Here is a 17,721-nt window from a genome sequence, read left to right as displayed (position 1 = left end):
CGGCACCTCCTTTACAGCGTATGATCTACTACCGAATCGATCTCGCGGCGCAGCCGCAGAAATTCCGGATCGGTATAATTACGGGGACGCGGCAGGTTGATCTCATACTCTGCCTTAACACCGGTTGGACAGTTGCGCAGCACCAGAATGCGGTCTGCGAGGTACACTGCCTCCTCGATGTTGTTGGTTACAAAAATAACGGTGCGCTTTTCCGCCTGCCAGATGCGGGTCAGCTCATCCTGCATCAGATAACGTGTCTGTGCATCCAGATGTCCGAACGGCTCATCGAGCAGCATCACGAGCGGCTCATTGCAGTACGCACGGGCAATGCCGACACGCTGCTGCATGCCGCCTGACAGCTTGACCGGGAATGAATTTTCAAATCCCTGCAGACCGACCAGATCAATGTAATGCTGTGCCCTCTGGCGGCGTTCTTCCTTCTTGATACCGCGTACCTTAGGACCGTATTCCACGTTTCCCATAACGGTGAGCCACGGAAACAATGCCGTATTCTGAAAGACCATGCCGCGATCCGGACCGGGCCCGGTGATATCCTTGCCCATGCAGAGAACGTGCCCCGACGAGGGCATCTCAAAGCCTGCAATCAGGTTCAGGATGGTACTCTTACCGCACTGTCCGGGGCCGAACAGCACAAGGAACTCATTTTCGCGCACCTTAATATTCAAATCTCCAACGACCTGATAGCGGCCTTCCTCCGGTTTGTCGAAAAACTTATCCACACCACGGAACTCGATCAACGGCTCGCCAGCAGCCGTTACTTTCCTCTCACTGTCCATGCGCATAGCTTGGATTCAACTCCTCTCATGATGGTAGTGATGAGCAGACCGGTCAGGGCAATCGCCAGAATGCCTACCATGATCTGCGTCATATTGCCTACGTCCTGACCGCTTACGATCAGCCAGCCGACGCCTTCGGACGAGCGAATCATCTCTGCCGCTACAATGGTGGCCCATGCAGAGCCGAGTGCTACCTGCAGACCGGAGAAAATGTACGGAACCGTCGTTGGCAGTACAATGGAAGTGAACAGCTGGTTATCTTTCGCACCCAGCATACGCGCTGCACGAACCAGTGTTTCATCGACCGAGTGCACGCCGTTGTAGGTAGTCAGTGCAATGGTAAAGAAGCATGCCAGAAAAATTAAGAAATACTTGGAACCTTCACCGAAGCCGAACCATACGATAGAAAGCGGAATCCATGCAATCGGCGGAATCGGGCGGAACATCTGAATGTACGGCATCAGAATAGAATCAGCAATCTTATACCAGCCCATCACGACACCGACCAGCACACCGAGCACGCCGCCGAACGCATACGGAATCAGCATGCGGCGCAGACTAATGAGGATGTGCATAATCATAGAATGCGTACCGATCGGTACAACAAATGCCTTGCAAAAGCCTGCAATAACCGTCACCGGATCAGGCATAACCTTGCCGAGCGAGGTAAACTTAGTCGCTGCATACCAGATACACAGAAAAACGAAAATACCGAGCACGCCATAGGCGATACGCTTGTTGCGTTCTTTCATCCACGTCTACCTCCCTTGATGAGCTTTCTGCCGATAAACTGAATAATCGAGGAAAGCACCGCACCGGTAATCGCAATGACGATCATACCGACGATGATGATATCCAGGCGAAAAATACCGCGTGCCTGCTGAATCATAAAGCCGAGACCCTTAGTGGAAGCCAGCAGCTCTGCTGCAACCAGCGTGGTCCATGCGGAGCCGAGAGCAACGTCCAGACCGGTGAAGATCATCGGCAGTGCAGACGGAATCGCTACTTTGGTCAGCAGCTCCCAGTTGCTTGCACCGAAGGTCTGACCGACCCACAGGTGCACGGTTTTTGTCTGCTTAATACCGGAATAACTGTTGATAACCATAGCGACCATCGCGGAAATAAAGATAACCAGCGCTTTGGACAGAAAACCGATGCCGACCAGCGTTACCATAACCGAAGTCCATGCAATGCCGGGAATGGTACGAACCAGATCGAATACCGGGCGAACCAGCATATCCACCCTGTCGTTCCACGCCATGAAGATACCGAGCGGGATACCGATGATCGCACCAATTAAATAGCCGCCGAGTGCAACCTGAAGGCTGGCACCAAGATGCTGCAGCAGCGTTGCGCCGTCCGGCTTGGTCTCAAACCATTTTTTCACAAACGTAGAGGCAACCTTTACCGGAGAAGGCAGTGCATTCGATCGGAAAATACCCAGTCCGTCCGTTACCAGCCACCATACAAAAATGCCTGCGCAGATCGACGCAATACTGATGAACAGGTACTTATTGATCTGCAGTTTTTTCTTTTCTTGCATATGCTCCTCTCCTTTAGCCGCCTTACTTTTACCTTATTCTGTAATTTTCGCCCATTTCAGGGTACAGAAAAGGAAGCCCATGGAGCATGGGCTCCCTTTTGCTGACAGTATGTTATTTCAGGGTTGCTGCCTTTACAGTAATGCCGAGCGCATCCTGCAGCGGATTGACATTGATGGCTTCCTCAATATTGGCAACCTGATCCTCTTCAATCGTGCCGATGGAGGCGAAGAAATTGCCTACCTGCAGCAGACCGGAACCAAGATAATAATCCGAAGCCTCATAATCGGACGGAACAACGAACGGACGAATTTCGGTCTCGGTCTTAACGTCGTTTTCGTCAGCCGGCTTGCCGTTCTCCGAATAGAACTTGAGTGCAAACTCGTTGCGCAGATCCGGATCAGCCTGCAGTTCTTCAGCTGCCTTGCACATGCCCTGCAGGAACAGCACCACATCATCGTAACGGTCTGCCAAAATGTCCTTGCGGGCCAGGAAACCGTTCTTGAACTCGGTGTCCGTTGCTTCCATGCAGTCTGCAACCTCTACCATGTTGTTCGATTCCATCATGTTGCAGTAGTCAACGTCGGTGGCAACAAATACGTCGCCTTCACCGGTCAGAATCGCCTGTGCGGCTGCTGCGCGATCCATGTTCAGATATTCGTAATCCGCACCTGCAGTCAGGCCAAACTGTGCAAAGTACGAGTTTGCAATCCACTGCTCCATCGTGGAGGTAGGACCGAGAACGGTCAGGCCCTTCAGTGTATCTGCACTGCCGTACATATCCGGCTTGCCGGAAATCTCACCCTTGTGATCGAGCACCGGACTGTCCTTGCGGACATAAACCTTTGCGGTGATCGAGCCGCTGTCCGACTCTGCGATCCAGTCGCACAGGCCGGAAGCCGTCGAGTAAACCGATGCCAGACCATTGGAAGCTACATCAAGCTGTTCTGCTGCCAGGCCCTCATTCTCCGGAGAGCCGTTCGGGAACATAATCAGGTTAACATCCAAACCCAGATCATCGAAATAACCCTTCTCCTCTGCATAAACTGTGGGAATAGAAATGATGTTGGACTGAACACCAACATTCAGGGTTTTGCCGGAAGCGGTAAACGTGCCGTCACCCGAGCCGCCGGGAGCGGAACCCGAGCCGCCGCCGGAGGAGGAACCGCCGCCGCACGCGGTCAGACCGGTCATTACAGTTGCTGCCAGAAGCATTGCGATCGCTCTTTTGTATCCGTGTTTCATTTTTTCAACCTCCCTTGATTTGAGTATAGTTTACCGTAAACCCTGCACAAAGTCTTTTTAATATTTGACTCGGTTTTTCACATTTATGACATTATCCGCTCTGCTTGTTCTTGCGCACATCATTCGGCTTGCAGCCGAACACCTTGTGGAAAACCGTCGAGAAGTAGCTCATGTTCGTGATACCGACCCGAAGAGCCACTTCTGAAATGCGCAGACTGCTGTTTTCCAGCAAGCAGCGCGCCTGCTTCATGCGCACGCTCATCAAATACTCCGAAAAGTTAACGCCGACCTCCTTCTTGAACTGCCGCGACAGGTAATCTCGGTTGAGGAATACCACATCCGCAACCGTATTAAGTGAAAGATCCTCCGCATAATGCGCATTGATGTGATCGAGTGCCTTTCGTATTGCAGCAGAATATCCTACGCCGTGCTTGCGCTGCAGTACAGCAATGCCTTCACAAACCGCTTCACACAACGCCGCAAATGTGCAGCAGGAAGCAACTGCATCCGCTGTATGCTGCAGCTCCGGCTCCAGCTTGACAGCCAGACCGGAAAACAGCTGCTGCACGGTTTCGCGTAAAAAGCTGCTGCGTACTTTATCTTTCTCTGCGCACTGCAGCAGACGCTCCAAATCGGCACAGCCGCCCTGAATATCTCCATCGGTCAGCTTAATCGTTGCACGCATGATGCAGGTTTCCACTTCACTGACATGAATCTCATGCGGCAATTTCTGTGCTGACACCTGATAAAACCGCGCATCAAAGTCCCGCACGGCCTCTGCAAATGACTTTGGCAGATTAGTAAAATGATGATGTACGCCGCTGCATCCGATTCCGCCGTTCAGCCTCTCTGCACATTGATAGAAATATGCCGCCGCATCCTGCTCCTCCGCAAAGGCATTCCGCCTAATGTTGACCAGCAGGTACACCTCCTGCTCACTGTACGCATAAAACAGCGGATTTTCAAAATGCTCCTGCATGTTTTTCTGCATAATCTCCGCATTTTGACCTTGATTGAGAAAAACCACCGTCAGAAATGCGCGCTCGTTCAAATAAATGCTGTTTTCCTGCAGATCAACGGCACTGACCGGCGTCATGTCCTCGCTCTGCTCCACCATACTGCGCAGAAAGCGGCTGCGCCCGATCTGCTGTACCGCACTCTCAGAGATATGCTGCTGCCGGCTGCTCTGCAGCTTATCCAGAACCGCACGAATCTTATCCGCACTGACCTCGGTTTTTAGAATATAATCCTTAGCACCGTTCTGCATGGCCGCACGAGCATATTCAAAATCATCGTGGCAGGTCAGCATGACGACCGCCGTGCTCGGATACTGCCGCCGAAGCTCCTGCAGCAGTTCAATACCATCCATTTTGGGCATGGTGATATCTGCAAATACCACATCGGCAGGGTTTGCATTCATCTCCTGCAGCACCTTTGCACCTGAAGTCACCGCTGCGGTGATTTCATTTTCGCCGCCTGCATCGCGCACACACTGCACGATATACTGCTTGACCAGCGGTTCGTCGTCAACTACTATGATCTTCATTTACCTCGCCTCCCTGTTCCCGCTTTGGGATAGAACGGTAGTGATCCATCGTAATCGTTACTGTGGTGTATTTGCCGAACTCACTACGAACCGTCACATCCGACCGACCGCCATAGATAATCTGCAGACGCTTGCGCACATTGCGCAGACCGATGCCATGATGTAACCGCCCAGAGCGGTAATTTCCTGACTGCACCTGTTCTAACCGCTTCGGAGCAATACCTTCACCGTTGTCCGTTACCTCAATATACAGTGCATTACCGCGCAGACCTGCCCTCAAGCGAATTTCACAACCTTCCTCCATCTCAGCAAAGCCGTGAAAAAAGGCATTACCGATGATCGGCTGCACGATCATGCGCGGCACATAAATGCCGTACATCTTCTCCGGCACCTCGCAGATGAGAACCGTGTCCTTTTCCGTGCGGCAGTTCATGATGGACATATAGCTGCGCATCAAATGCAGCTCCTCCTCCAGCGGCACGAACTGTATCTCCGGCGTTGCCGGAATATGCAGCAGCTCGACCAGTTCATTCATCATTCGGTAGGCGCGTTCCGGCTGGTGCATGGCGATCAGGCTCTTGACCGACAGCAGCGTGTTGTTAAGGAAATGCGGATTGATCTGCGCCTGTAGAAAATCGTACTCCGTGCGCTGTTTTTCCTGCTCTCGGATACGGATATCATCAATCAATTCTTCAATTCGATGTATCATGCCGTTGAAGGTGGTACTGAGCACATAGGTTTCTTCGTATTCGTCCTTGACCGGCAGTTCACTCAGCTTTTCAACCGACATATCTCCGATCTCATCCGTAAAGTCGGACAGCACCTGCGTAATGCGTCTGCCGCGCCAGTACGCAATGCTTGCTGCAACAATACAGCCGAGCAATACAATCGTCAGACAATTTCGCACGGTTTTCAGTCCGTCCCTCAGCAGCTCGTCCATATTCTGTTCTTCGACAAACGTCCAACCGCTGGACGCATCATGGTAATTGACAATCAGTATCTTCTGTTTGGAGCGTTGGATAATCTTATAGGTATTTCTGCCGTATTCCTCCTGAAATGTCTTCATATCGAATGCCCAGTTGCCAACGCGGTTGGGATTGGTGTGTGAAATAATGATGCCGTTCCGGTCGAGAATGTACACCTTCACACCGTCGCTGACCAGCTTTTGAAACGTGCGGAACAGTGCCTCATACCGCGAGGTAAGTACAATCATTCCGACAACCTTGCCATCCTGAGCATATACGGTCTTGCCGTACGCCAGACCATAAGTAGAAATATCATCTACATCCCAGAAGCGCAGATTCCAGCTGGTATCGGTCTCACCGCTGTAATGCTTGATGTACCAGTAGGTGTTTTTCAGGCTTTTCAGATTGTTTTCATCCGGGTCAGTCGAAAACATGCGGCGGTCGTTCAGCAGAATATCGATCGTCATATCCATGCCGATCCGTTTGAACTGACGGTCGGTCTGCTCCAGCAGCATTTGGATGGCACAGCTGCTCTTTTCACTTTTCGGTGCCGTCAGATCATCGTAAAAATCCTCATACAGTGCATCCATCGCCTTCACCATGTTGGTGCGGTTGACCGAGTTGCTGTCGCTGATCTGCTGCAGTACATCTACGCGGGCCTTGCCTTTTTCGCCTACTACAAGCTGAAAGGTAAAATAGCCGATCGCGCAGACCGCAATTGCTACCGAAATCAGCACGCACAGCACACTGGTCGCTATCATGCTCTGCGACATTTTGCGGCGTTTGCTTCCGCAAAGCAGCATACGCCATACCCCATTTCTCTTTTCTCTCTGCAATGTGCTCGCTCCTCTGCCATATTCCTGCGCTGTCAAATTCCGTCGATTGCACCGCTTCTTCTATGATACAGGAAATATGGCAAAAATGCACACCCTTATCCTTCCAGCAAGAATGTGCATTTCAACCAGTCTTATCAGATACCCAAACGTTCGTACTGCTCCGGCAGTGCGTCGTGTGCCGCCATACAGCGTTTCATCTGCTCGATGCAGTGCCGCTCCAGTGCTTCATCGTGCAGCGGATGCTCCTGTGCATAATCCGATTCGATATCGAACAGCAGTGTTTCCTCGTTATACGGCGAACGACCGACAAACTGCTGCGAATCATTGCCCCAGTGAATAATATCCGCCGGGAAACGGTATACCGGATAGTCCGTCCAAGGCAGGAAGCGACCCATCTCAATCCGCTTGTAATCCTCGGTGTTTACAGCGTCGTTGCCGCCGTAGAACTGACGCAGAACGGTCGGCATAGCTGTGTAAACGTACAGCGGCTGGTTTTTCTCGTCCTTTGCGGCACGGAAATAGGTGTATTTGCCGTCCGTCCACGCCATCTGCTTGCCGAAATAGCCGAAGATCGCACCGTCACGAACCTTGTCGGTCTCACCGCGCAGCAGCGGCAACAGGCTCTTGCCGTGGATTGGATACTGCAGCACCTCCTGCGAAATCTCGTAATACTCCATCACAGTCGGCAGAACATCAATGTTCTGCGTTACTGCACTGCATCGTCCCGGCTGTACACCGGGTGCCGAAATCATCAGCGGGATGTGGAAAACCTCGTTGTACGGTGCCATGTAGTTTTTCGCCATGTAGCCGTGCTCGCCGAGATGATAGCCGTGGTCCGTGGTAAACACCAGCATAGTGTCCTCCCACATATTGTACTTGTCCATCACATCGAGAATTTCACCGAGGTGACGGTCAGTCATGGTCATGACAGCCTTGCAGCGTCTGTGCAGATGCTCAGTCTCCGCCTCATTAAACTCGTTGGGCGCATAGGACGGATGCGTGAAGTCCGGTCCGTCATAGTCGCCTTCCTTCTCGTACAAATCGAGATAATACTTCGGGCAGTCATACGGCTCATGCGGGTCAAACGCCTCTACCCACAGAAAATAGTTATCCGCGTCATGATTGTCCTCCAGCCATTCCGCTGCATGCCACATGGTCTTTACGCTCGGATAATCATACTCTGTGTGAAAGTGCGAACGGTTTTCACATTCAGCTTCGGTCCACGAGCCTTTAAACCACTTCGGCGGCGTATCCGGACGAATACCGTCCTTACACGGACGCGTCCACACCGGATCACATTCCTGACCTCGGTTGACCTCCCATGCGGTAAACCCCTTGACATAATTTTCACCGCCGCAGATGATATAGTGCGCATGATCGGCAAACATCTGCGTATGCACATTCTTTTCACCAGAAAGAATGCTCTGCAGGCTCTGATCAAACGGCTCCATTGCTCCCCACGGTTTTTCAAGAAAGTTCAGCCGTCCGGTCATGATGTCGCGGCGTGCGGGCATGCACGGCGCAGAGCCGCACCAGTGGCTGTCAAACACGACAGATCGCCGCGCCAGCCGGTCAATATTCGGTGTGATGGCCGCGTCCTTGCCCGCACCATACGCGGACAGCATGCGTCGATTGAGTGTATCGCACAGAATGAAGATGGTTTTCATGTTGTTCCTCCCTGTTATTCTTACGGCTGTTGCAAGCCGATTCTCGCATATTGCTCTGCCGGTGCATCGTTTTCCTGCATCAAACGACACATTAAATCGATCATGTGCTGCTCCTGTATCAGATCCTTTATCGGGTGTTCTTGCTTAGGATCGGTCTGCAGATCGAACAGTGCATCTCGGTTTTCCTCCGGCGCAGTGGACATGCATGGATAAAAATCCTTTGGCATAGCAATTTTCAGCGTTCTGCACCCTTTGGTAAAGGAAAACGGTTCTTGCAGCGTTAGTTTCTGCAGTTCTTCCGGTGCATACATGGCTCGCTGATGCAGCGGCAGCAGCGTATAATCATAGAGCGCTGTGCCCGGTCGATCGGCCCGTATATATATCCACCGACCATCTGTCACGCAGACATGCGCGCCGAACATGCCAAACAGCGCAGCATCACGAACTGGTATATCCTGCTGCAGAACGGTTTGCAGGTCGTGACCCTGCATATCCGGTGGAATAGGTACGCCAAAGTACGACAGCAGCGTTGGCGCAAGGTCGATAGTCTGCACCAGAGCTTTCCGGCGTTCTCCTGCTGCTCCGGTTCGCGGATCCCAAATGAACAGCGGTGTGTGCGACAGCTCCTCGTAAAACAGCGGACGATTTTTCGCCCACCATCCATGCTCTCCCAGCAAAAAGCCGTGGTCGGTCGCCACGATGAGCATGGTGTCCTGCCACATCCGGTGTACATCCATGTAATCGAGCAGTTTTCCCAGATATACATCACACATGGTCAGCAGTGCACCGTACTGATTGCGGCAGTGCACCTGTGCAGCCAGAGGTTCCGTCATATGGTCATAAGGCGGCCAATCAAACCGCGTCCCATTATAGTCATCCGAATAGCGATTCTGATACTCTTCCGGCACAAAAAACGGCTCATGCGGGTCAAAGGGTTCGATATGCAGCAGCCAGTTATCCGCATCACGGTTTTCATTCAGGAATTCATACGCCAGACCGAACACCTTCTCCAGCGGCTGCTTTCCCCGTCCGCGGATATAGGCACGGTTAACTTCATCCTGTTTATTTGCCTGCCCCAAATGCGGCGGCAGTTCCACTGCACCGACATGAGCCTTCCACGGATCACCTTCCTGTCCTCGCACGCACTCCCATGAGTTATAGCGCGTGTGATAGGTAGCACCGCCATCCTCCCAGTAGTGCTGATGATCCGAGATCAGATGCGTGTATACGCCGCTTTTCTTGAGCAGCTCCGGCATTGAGTCATCAAACGGCTCGATTGGTCCCCAGCTTCGGTGCAGAAAATTATACCGTCCGGTGTGCAGTTCCCGCCGAGCAGGCATGCACGGCAGTGAGCCGGCATAACAGCGGTCAAACATGACCGAATGCTTTGCCAGACGGCTGAAATTCGGCGTTTGCGTCCAGCCGCAGCCATACGGCTCCAGACAGTGCCGGTTCAGTGAATCAAAAAGCAGTAAAATTGCTCTCACCGATGCACTCTCCTTTCGTCCGAATACGATTTTCCCAGTGTATTGTTCTGTACGACTTGATTATAGCGTCTGGAGACAAAATCCGTCTTTTGATTATTTGAGGGATTTTTTCACTTTTTTGTGTTTCGATGAGTAAACAGATAAACGACTCTGTAAACACAAAAAGACAGCTTTCGCTGTCTTTTTGTGCAGTCTGTCGATAAAGTCAATCTATCGTTTTTACTTTTCGTGCGGCAGCACGCATAAAATAGAATTTGCACAGCAAATTCATAATTCCCGGGGGCGTGTACCTCGGGAATTATACAAGGGACGAAAAATTGTGCCCATAGGGCGCGGCTTTTCGTCAAGATTCGATTGAAAGCGTGGTTTCAATCGAGAGGCTGCTCGAAAAACGGAGTTTTTCGAGCAGCCTCAACAAAAAGACAGCTTTCGCTGTCTTTTTGTTATTTCAGCATATCCCGCTTGATTTTCCCAATCCGCATATAATACCAGACCAGATTGAGCGCCGCCGCGCACACCCATGCTGCGCCCTCCGCAAAGAATACGCCGCTCTGCCCGATGAAGGTCGGCAGCACAAGCGCCGCGCCCATGCGCATGAGCATTTCCGCAAAGCCGGAGAGCGTCGGCACAGTCATCTCGCCCAACCCCTGCAGTGAGGAGCGGTATGCCTGCAGCACGAACAGTGCAAACAAAAATGCCATCAGCACCATAAGATACCGGTGTGCCACCGCAAGCGCATCCGCTGCGCCCGCCTCCTCGGTCGAAAGAAACAGTCCCAGCAGCGGTTTGCCTGCAAGAAGCATAGCCGTCACGATGGCGGCTGTAAATCCGGCGGATAGGGCCAGCACCGCCCGAATGCCTGCATCAATGCGTGCCGCGTTTCGTGCACCGCGGTTCTGCCCCATGTAGGCTGTCATGGCATAGCCAAATGCCACCGATGCACTTTCGAGTATGCCGTACAGCTTGTTTGCCGCCGTGTAGCCCGCCACAAACACCACGCCAAAGCCGTTCAGCACGGACTGCAGCACCATGCCGCCCAGTGTGATCATGCTCATCTGCAGGCCGGTCGGAATGCCAAGGCGGCACAGGTGCAGCAGAATGGCAGGGTCGGTTTTCCAGTCAGCCTTTGTCAGCTGCACGAACGGCAGCCGCCGCAGCGACCGCAGACACATCAGAAACGCAATCAGCTGCGCCAGTACGGTTGCGAACGAGGCTCCGAAAATGCCCCACCCAAACCCCATCACGAACAGCAGGTCGAGTGCAATATTGGCAAAGCTCGCCGCGATAATCGCAAACAGCGGTGTTCTACTGTCGCCCAGACAGCGCAGCACGGCCGCCGCCATATTGTATGCAATAATGATGAGCGAGCCGCCGAACTGCACATATAAGTACGTCTGCGCTCCACCGAACACCGCAGGATCGGTGTGCAGCAACGTAAGCAGCGGCCTTATCAGCAACAGGCTGATGATCGTCACTGCGATGCCGAACCAGCACGACAGCTTAACGATCATAGCCAGTACACGACGCAGCCGGTCATAGGAGCCCGCACCGAACTCCTGTGCCGCGAGAATCGCAAAGCCCTGCGTAAAGCCCTGCAGTCCCCACAAAACCAGCCAGTTGATCCAATCCGCCGCACCGATGGACGCCAGCGCCTGCATACCGACACCACGTCCGATAATAATCGTATCTACAATGGTATACAGCTGCTGAAACACGCTGCCCAGCATCAGCGGCAGTGAAAACAGCAGAATCAGCCGTATCGGACGGCCGTGTGTCATATCGGTAACGCGCACCATATCGCACCTCCCTTGCGAAAAATCATAAAACCCAAAGCGCAGAAGGAGACGGAACTGCACTTCGGGTTTCAAAACGACGGTACCGCAGAATGCTGTTGATTTACCGCACGGTAAGATAAAACACGGTACCGCCGCCGTTATGATCAGAAATCAGAGAAAATCGCCGCACAGGCTGAGAGCTGCCTCATCTGCGATAACGATCGCGTCGTTGTGCAGCTGCAGAATCGAACCGGGCACCTTGGGCGTTACCGGACCGAAGCAGGATTCACGGATAGCCCACGCCTTGTCCTCGCCGCTGGCAACGACCAGCACTTTTTTTGCGGTCATGATGGTGTGAATGCCCATCGAGTAGGCACGGCGCGGCACCTCATCCTCGCTGGCGAAAAAGCGCTTGTTTGCCTCGATGGTGGACTCGGTCAGCTCCACGCAGTGCGTGCCCTTGGCGAAGCAGTCGTCCGGCTCGTTGAAGCCGATATGGCCGTTGCGGCCGATGCCGAGCAGCTGAATATCCACATCGCCCACACTGCGAAGCACCGCATCATAGCGGGCGCACTCCTTTTTCTCGTCCGGCTCCATGCCGTTCGGCAGATTGATACGCGACGGGTCAATGTTCACATGATCAAAAAAGTGGTCGTGCATGAAATAATGATAGCTCTGATCGTTTTCCGGCTTCATGCCATAGTATTCATCCAGATTGACTGTAGTCACATCCGCAAAATCCAGATCGTCCTTTTCGTACCACTTGACCAGCTGCTCATATGTGCCGATCGGCGACGAGCCGGTGGCAAGGCCGAGCACGGAATCCGGCTTGAGGATGACCTGCGCAGAAATGATATTTGCCGCCTTGCGGCTCATATCCTTGTAATCCTTTGCACGAATGATTCTCATAACAAAAAAGCCTCCAAACGCTTATAAATCCTTATACTTTTCACGCAGTGCGAGCAGCTCGCTCTCCTGCACATACTCGGTCAGGCAGCCCACACCGGTGACACTCTTGCCGCCTGTGATGTTGCCGAACCGTACACAATCCGCGAACGGATAGCCATGGTACAGACCGTACATCAGCCCTGCAAGGAACGCATCGCCCGCACCGGTGGAATCCTTACAGGTGAATTCCGGAATATTGCGCAGCAGACGCGGCGTGCCGTCCTCGAGGATGAGACAGCCGTCCTTATCCAGCTTGACCAGCGGATGCTCAAAATACTCCGCCAGTACGCGGAGCGCCTCCTCCGGCGTGTCCCTGCCGGTAATCTTGAGCGCTTCCTTGGTATTCGGCGTATAGTAATCCGCCAGACGCAGATAATCACCGTACTTCTCAAAGCTCAGCTCATCATCCCAGCCCATGTCGAAAATCAGAATGGCTCCTTCCTCGTGCAGCTTGCGATATACCGGCAAAAAGCCCTCCTGCATCTGCACCAGCTTAGCACCCTTGGACATGGTATATACCCGCTCGAGCAACTCGTCCGTGATGGCGGTCGGCTTGCAGTAGGTCGCAAACGTACGGTCGCCGGGCGTGAGCATGGCACTGGTGACATTCACCGGAATACCGGTCTCGCCCTCCGCCGCCAGATTGTACGGAGAAACGCCGTTCTGCTCAAACTGCGCGCGGGCAAAGCCGGAAAACAGATCGCTGCCGAGATAGGTCGCCAGACGGGTCGGAATGCCCAGACGGGCGGCGTTTACTGCCGTACCCGGTGCACCGCCGCCGAGCAGCACGCGGAAATCCTGCGAAAAGATCTCCTCGCCCTCCTGCGGCACGCGCGGCATGCCGACATACATCAAATCCACATTGGTCACACCGACCGAAGCGAGAAACGACATGCGTCAGTCCCTCCAGTCCCCGATATACGGCGCGTTGAGCTTGATATACTCGTCGGTCAGCTTGCTTGCCAGCGAGTAAGAGCCGACCAGCGGGTGCATGGTCAGGCACTCGGTGATATCCTTCCTGGAGCGGTTGACGATACCGCGTGCCGCCAGACGCTCGTAATATTTTACGCGGCGGATCATTTCCAGATTGCTCTCCGGAATATTGGTGATATGGTGCGGCTTGCAGCCCTCACGGGAGATATCGCAGGTGACCTCAATAATATCGGTCGGCTCGAGGCCTTCGATGGCATTGCCGTTCGGTGCGCACAGGATCATCGTGCCCATGCCGCCGGAGGCTGCAATCTCGATAAACTTGAGCGCAACGCCTGCGTAGCCGCCCGCGTCCTTGGAATACACATCAAACGTCCACGGCTTGTCGCGGTGAATACCAGTCTCATTGGCCATGTAGTTGTTCTCGCGGATGCCGTACCACTTCTCAAAGCACTTGAGACCCGCCTCAAAGTCGTTCTCGATGTCGATCTTGGACAACTCCTCGGTCATGTGGCGGTTGATGTCGCAGATCATCTCGCCGCGCGTCTGCTTGGCGTTCAGAATGTTGGCAACCGCCTTTTCACGGTAGTAGAAGTAGTACAGATATTCATTCAGCACACAGCCGCGGTCCTCGAGCAGACGCTTCTCGAAAAAGCGCATATCGGTCTTGGCGTAAGCCTCGTCATTGGCGATCAGCTCGGGCATGATCTCCTTTCCGTCCACCTTGATGCTCTGGAAGTAGGACAGATGGTTCAAACCGTAGCATTCGCCGTAAATGCGGGACGCATCCACGCCGTACAGGTCGGCAAACTGGTGCAGCATGCCGCTCGGTGCGTCGCAGATACCGTAGGTGAAATCATATCCCATATCGCGCAGTGCCTGCGAAACCACGCCTGCCGGATTGGTAAAGTTAAATACCTTGACGCCCGGCTTTGCCAGCTTCTTGATCAGCTCGCAGTATTCAGCCAGCGCCGGAATCGAGCGCATGGCAAACGAAACGCCGGCAGCGCCGGTCGTTTCCTGACCGAGAATACCCAGATCAAGCGCCAGTCGTTCATCGCGCACGCGAGTCGCGTCGCCGCCGACACGGATGGTCGTGATGACGTAATCCGCATCGGTTACCGCCTCCTCCGCACTGGAGGTCAGCGTGAACTTCATGGTCGGGCACAGCATACGCGCAACGTGTGCCGCCAGACCGCCGTAGATGCGGAGCTTTTCCGGATCGTTATCCATAAATACCAGCTCGTCGATGTGCAGCTCCTCTGCACGCTGTGCAATGCTCTTTGCGAGGAACATGGAGCGTACACCGCCGCCGCCGATTACCGTTAATTTCATAAAAAGATACCTCCTGTTATCGAATCAGATACCGTTTGCAGCTGGACCAGCCGATCATGCCCGAGGCAAATCCGGACAAACCGCACGGGAACAGCAGCACATACGGCAGAGAAAGCGGGAAAAACAGCACTGCCGGAATCAGCAGCAGCGCATTTACGCCCAGCCCCAGCACAGTCATGCCGGGACGGAGCAGACACAGCAGCCACGCATTTTTTGCCGCTGCCGCAAACGGGATGTCCACCGCTGCCTGCACCGCCCAGAAATTCTGAAAAAACGCAGCTGTGACGCAGAGCAGCAGCATACCTATCAAGGCCGGGAAAAATCCGTCCGCCGTTACCAGCATCACGCCCATCCACAGCAGCGCAAGCTCGACCAGTCCGCACAGAAGATTACGCACCGTATCCTGCCGCAGTGCCGCAAGAAAGTCGGTCCACACATCATTGGGCACATCACGCGCCATATTGACCGTGCAGCGCGCCATAGCGGCTCGAGCCGCGCCAAAGGTCACAACCGGCAGACAGCACAGCAGAAACAGCACGTTCAGCTTGACGAGCTGCCAGAACTCCCGTACAAGGGTCTCCCCGACCCATGCGGCGCCGGTCTTTTCCGGTGCATCCTTGGCAATGCCCGGACCTTCCTTCAAATAGGATGGACGAAACACAAATTTTCCTCCTGTCAGAACGCGATCGCGCGTTCGGTCTGCTTATCGAACAAATGGATGCGGCTCATATCCACAGCCGCGGTGATGGTGTCGCCCGCATGAATCGGCTCGCCGGACGGCGTACGCACGGTCACGGACGTACCGTCACAGGTGCAGTGCGCGTAAATCTCCGCGCCCATCAGCTCAGCGATGTCCACATGCATGGTGAGCGTATGCGCCGCATTCTGCGTAAACTTTTCACCCGAGGTGTGCAAATTCTCCGGACGGATGCCGAACACGACCGTCTTTCCAACGTACTCACTCAGCGCATCACTGCCCGCAAAGTGCAGGCTCTGGTCCGCAAAGGTCAGCTTGTAGCCGTCCGCATCGCGTCCCAGTTCGGCATCCATGAAGTTCATCTGCGGCGAACCAATGAAGCCCGCAACGAACAGATTGCACGGATGGTCATACAGCGTCTGCGGCGTGTCCGCCTGCTGAATCTCGCCGCCCTTCATAACAACAATACGGTCGCCCATGGTCATGGCCTCGGTCTGGTCATGCGTGACGTAAACAAAGGTCGTATCCAGCTTCTGATGCAGCTTGATGATCTCGGTGCGCATCTGGGTGCGCAGCTTGGCATCCAGATTGGACAGCGGCTCATCGAGCAGGAATACCGCCGGGTCGCGCACCATCGCACGTCCGAGCGCGACACGCTGCCGCTGGCCGCCGGAAAGCTGCTTGGGCTTGCGGTTGAGCAGATGCTCGATGTCCAGCACCTTAGCCGCCTCGTGCACCTTGCGGTCGATTTCGTCCTTGGGCGTTTTGCGCAGCTTGAGTGCGAACGCCATGTTCTTGTAAACCGTCATATGCGGATAGAGCGCGTAGTTCTGGAAAACCATCGCGATATCGCGGTCCTTCGGCGCTACATCGTTCACCTTGCGGTCGCCGATGTACATTTCGCCGTCCGAAATCTCCTCTAGACCCGCGATCATGCGCAGTGTGGTCGATTTGCCGCAGCCGGACGGTCCGACCAGTACGACGAACTCCTTATCCTTGATCTGCAGGTTCAGGTCGGAGATAACCTCGATATCACCGGGGTACACCTTCTTGATGTGATTCAAACTAATGCTTGCCATGTAATTTCACCTCGTTTATTCTTTGACCGAACCCGCGGTCAGGCTGGAAACGACCTGCTCCTGGAAGATCGCAAACACGATGATCGAAGGAATGACCGCAATGGTAACTGCGGCAAACAGCGCCGTATAGTTAAAGCTGAACTGGCTGGTAAAGTAGCTGAGCGACAGCGGCAGCGTGCGGGCACTCTCGCTGCTGGTCAGGATCAGGGAGAACGTAAATTCGTTCCATGTATTGAGGAAGCACAGCACAGCTGCGCTCGTAAGACCGCCCTTGGCGCACGGCATCATGATCTGGAAGAACGTGCGCAGGAAGCCCGCACCGTCGATGTAGGCGGCCTCCTCAATGGCCTTGGGGATAGACTGGAAGGCGCCGCGCAGGATGAGCAGGCTCATCGGCATATTCAATGCGGTGTTGACCAGAATCAGACCCGCCTTGGTATCATACAGCCCCAGATTGTTGACCACGCTGTACACCGGCTGCAGCAGTGCCGTCATCGGGATGACGAGCGACAGGCTGAGCAGCATGTACAGCAGCTTATCGCACGGAAAGCGGAACCGCGCAAACGCGTAGCCTGCCATAGCGAAGACGAGCACATTGAGTACAGTCGCACAGCAGGTGACGATCACGCTGTTGCCGAAGAACTTGAAGATCGGCGCCATATCCAGTGCGGACTGATAGCCGTCAAACCCGAAGTGCGTCGGCAGCGAAATGCCGTTCGACAGGATCTCCGCATTCGTCTTGAACGAGGACAGGATGACCCAGATGATCGGGAACAGCGCAACAACCACACACAGCGCCATAAACAGATATTTGAGCACAAAGCACAGGCGTTCTCTGCCGGTCATTGCACCGAAGCTGGTTTTCATTTGTCG

15 protein-coding genes are annotated in these 17,721 nt (G+C 54.0%); all 15 read right to left on the bottom strand.

The window, feature by feature from the left end; genetic code table 11:
• Positions 1 to 11 precede the first annotated feature (11 nt).
• The gene (locus DW088_RS07610; RefSeq protein ID WP_382728777.1) at positions 12 to 803 is read right to left on the bottom strand and encodes an ABC transporter ATP-binding protein; all 792 of its coding nucleotides are present in this window, start codon (positions 801 to 803) and stop codon (positions 12 to 14) included.
• Positions 776 to 1,549, bottom strand: coding sequence for an ABC transporter permease (locus DW088_RS07605; RefSeq protein ID WP_118360276.1), 774 nt, complete (start codon positions 1,547 to 1,549; stop codon positions 776 to 778). The genes DW088_RS07610 and DW088_RS07605 overlap by 28 nt, the downstream gene beginning before the upstream one ends.
• Entirely contained in the window at positions 1,546 to 2,340 is a 795-nt protein-coding gene (locus DW088_RS07600; protein ID WP_118284869.1) for an ABC transporter permease, read from the bottom strand. The genes DW088_RS07605 and DW088_RS07600 overlap by 4 nt, the downstream gene beginning before the upstream one ends.
• Before the next feature lie 112 nt (positions 2,341 to 2,452).
• Positions 2,453 to 3,583, bottom strand: a complete 1,131-nt coding sequence (locus DW088_RS07595; protein WP_118360275.1) for an ABC transporter substrate-binding protein — start codon at positions 3,581 to 3,583, stop codon at positions 2,453 to 2,455.
• A 91-nt stretch (positions 3,584 to 3,674) separates the two neighbouring features.
• Positions 3,675 to 5,129, bottom strand: coding sequence for a response regulator transcription factor (locus tag DW088_RS07590; RefSeq protein WP_118360274.1), 1,455 nt, complete (start codon positions 5,127 to 5,129; stop codon positions 3,675 to 3,677).
• Positions 5,110 to 6,897 carry a sensor histidine kinase gene (locus DW088_RS07585; protein WP_118360273.1) on the bottom strand — a complete coding sequence of 596 codons (1,788 nt, stop codon included), beginning with the start codon at positions 6,895 to 6,897 and terminating at the stop codon, positions 5,110 to 5,112. The genes DW088_RS07590 and DW088_RS07585 overlap by 20 nt, the downstream gene beginning before the upstream one ends.
• A 167-nt stretch (positions 6,898 to 7,064) precedes the next feature.
• Entirely contained in the window at positions 7,065 to 8,597 is a 1,533-nt protein-coding gene (locus tag DW088_RS07580) for a sulfatase (RefSeq protein ID WP_118360272.1), read from the bottom strand.
• A gap of 20 nt (positions 8,598 to 8,617) precedes the next feature.
• Entirely contained in the window at positions 8,618 to 10,084 is a 1,467-nt protein-coding gene (locus tag DW088_RS07575; RefSeq protein WP_118360271.1) for a sulfatase, read from the bottom strand.
• A gap of 443 nt (positions 10,085 to 10,527) precedes the next feature.
• Entirely contained in the window at positions 10,528 to 11,880 is a 1,353-nt protein-coding gene (locus tag DW088_RS07570) for an MATE family efflux transporter (RefSeq protein ID WP_118360270.1), read from the bottom strand.
• A 150-nt stretch (positions 11,881 to 12,030) separates the two neighbouring features.
• Positions 12,031 to 12,768, bottom strand: coding sequence for a glucosamine-6-phosphate deaminase (gene nagB / locus DW088_RS07565; protein ID WP_118360269.1), 738 nt, complete (start codon positions 12,766 to 12,768; stop codon positions 12,031 to 12,033).
• Between the two features lie 21 nt (positions 12,769 to 12,789).
• Positions 12,790 to 13,701, bottom strand: coding sequence for a carbohydrate kinase family protein (locus DW088_RS07560; protein WP_118360268.1), 912 nt, complete (start codon positions 13,699 to 13,701; stop codon positions 12,790 to 12,792).
• Between the two features lie 3 nt (positions 13,702 to 13,704).
• Positions 13,705 to 15,072 carry a family 4 glycosyl hydrolase gene (locus tag DW088_RS07555; protein ID WP_118360267.1) on the bottom strand — a complete coding sequence of 456 codons (1,368 nt, stop codon included), beginning with the start codon at positions 15,070 to 15,072 and terminating at the stop codon, positions 13,705 to 13,707.
• Between the two features lie 16 nt (positions 15,073 to 15,088).
• On the bottom strand, positions 15,089 to 15,733 hold the full coding sequence (locus tag DW088_RS07550) for a DUF624 domain-containing protein (RefSeq protein ID WP_158574636.1): 645 nt from the start codon (positions 15,731 to 15,733) through the stop codon (positions 15,089 to 15,091).
• 14 nt (positions 15,734 to 15,747) lie between these two features.
• A complete protein-coding gene (locus DW088_RS07545; protein ID WP_118360265.1) occupies positions 15,748 to 16,848 on the bottom strand; it encodes an ABC transporter ATP-binding protein in 1,101 nt (366 codons plus the stop codon).
• A 15-nt stretch (positions 16,849 to 16,863) separates the two neighbouring features.
• Positions 16,864 to 17,715 (bottom strand): carbohydrate ABC transporter permease, encoded by an 852-nt coding sequence (locus tag DW088_RS07540; RefSeq protein ID WP_117751200.1) that lies wholly within the window; start codon positions 17,713 to 17,715, stop codon positions 16,864 to 16,866.
• Positions 17,716 to 17,721: the final 6 nt, after the last annotated feature.

The sequence above is a fragment of the Butyricicoccus sp. AM05-1 genome (genome assembly GCF_003474415.1).
GTDB lineage: Bacteria > Bacillota > Clostridia > Oscillospirales > Butyricicoccaceae > Agathobaculum > Agathobaculum butyriciproducens.
The sequence above is the reverse complement of the archived record's forward strand: the minus strand, read 5'-3'. Positions and strand labels throughout refer to the sequence as shown.

Coding starts and splice junctions, on each gene's coding strand:
- DW088_RS07600 (WP_118284869.1), bottom strand. CDS start 2,340: ATGCAAGAAAAGAAAAAACTGCAGATCAATAAGTACCTGTTCATCAGT.
- nagB (WP_118360269.1), bottom strand. CDS start 12,768: ATGAGAATCATTCGTGCAAAGGATTACAAGGATATGAGCCGCAAGGCG.
- DW088_RS07580 (WP_118360272.1), bottom strand. CDS start 8,597: ATGAAAACCATCTTCATTCTGTGCGATACACTCAATCGACGCATGCTG.
- DW088_RS07545 (WP_118360265.1), bottom strand. CDS start 16,848: ATGGCAAGCATTAGTTTGAATCACATCAAGAAGGTGTACCCCGGTGAT.
- DW088_RS07610 (WP_382728777.1), bottom strand. CDS start 803: ATGCGCATGGACAGTGAGAGGAAAGTAACGGCTGCTGGCGAGCCGTTG.
- DW088_RS07585 (WP_118360273.1), bottom strand. CDS start 6,897: ATGCTGCTTTGCGGAAGCAAACGCCGCAAAATGTCGCAGAGCATGATA.
- DW088_RS07540 (WP_117751200.1), bottom strand. CDS start 17,715: ATGAAAACCAGCTTCGGTGCAATGACCGGCAGAGAACGCCTGTGCTTT.
- DW088_RS07590 (WP_118360274.1), bottom strand. CDS start 5,129: ATGAAGATCATAGTAGTTGACGACGAACCGCTGGTCAAGCAGTATATC.
- DW088_RS07560 (WP_118360268.1), bottom strand. CDS start 13,701: ATGTCGTTTCTCGCTTCGGTCGGTGTGACCAATGTGGATTTGATGTAT.
- DW088_RS07605 (WP_118360276.1), bottom strand. CDS start 1,549: ATGAAAGAACGCAACAAGCGTATCGCCTATGGCGTGCTCGGTATTTTC.
- DW088_RS07570 (WP_118360270.1), bottom strand. CDS start 11,880: ATGGTGCGCGTTACCGATATGACACACGGCCGTCCGATACGGCTGATT.
- DW088_RS07595 (WP_118360275.1), bottom strand. CDS start 3,583: ATGAAACACGGATACAAAAGAGCGATCGCAATGCTTCTGGCAGCAACT.
- DW088_RS07555 (WP_118360267.1), bottom strand. CDS start 15,072: ATGAAATTAACGGTAATCGGCGGCGGCGGTGTACGCTCCATGTTCCTC.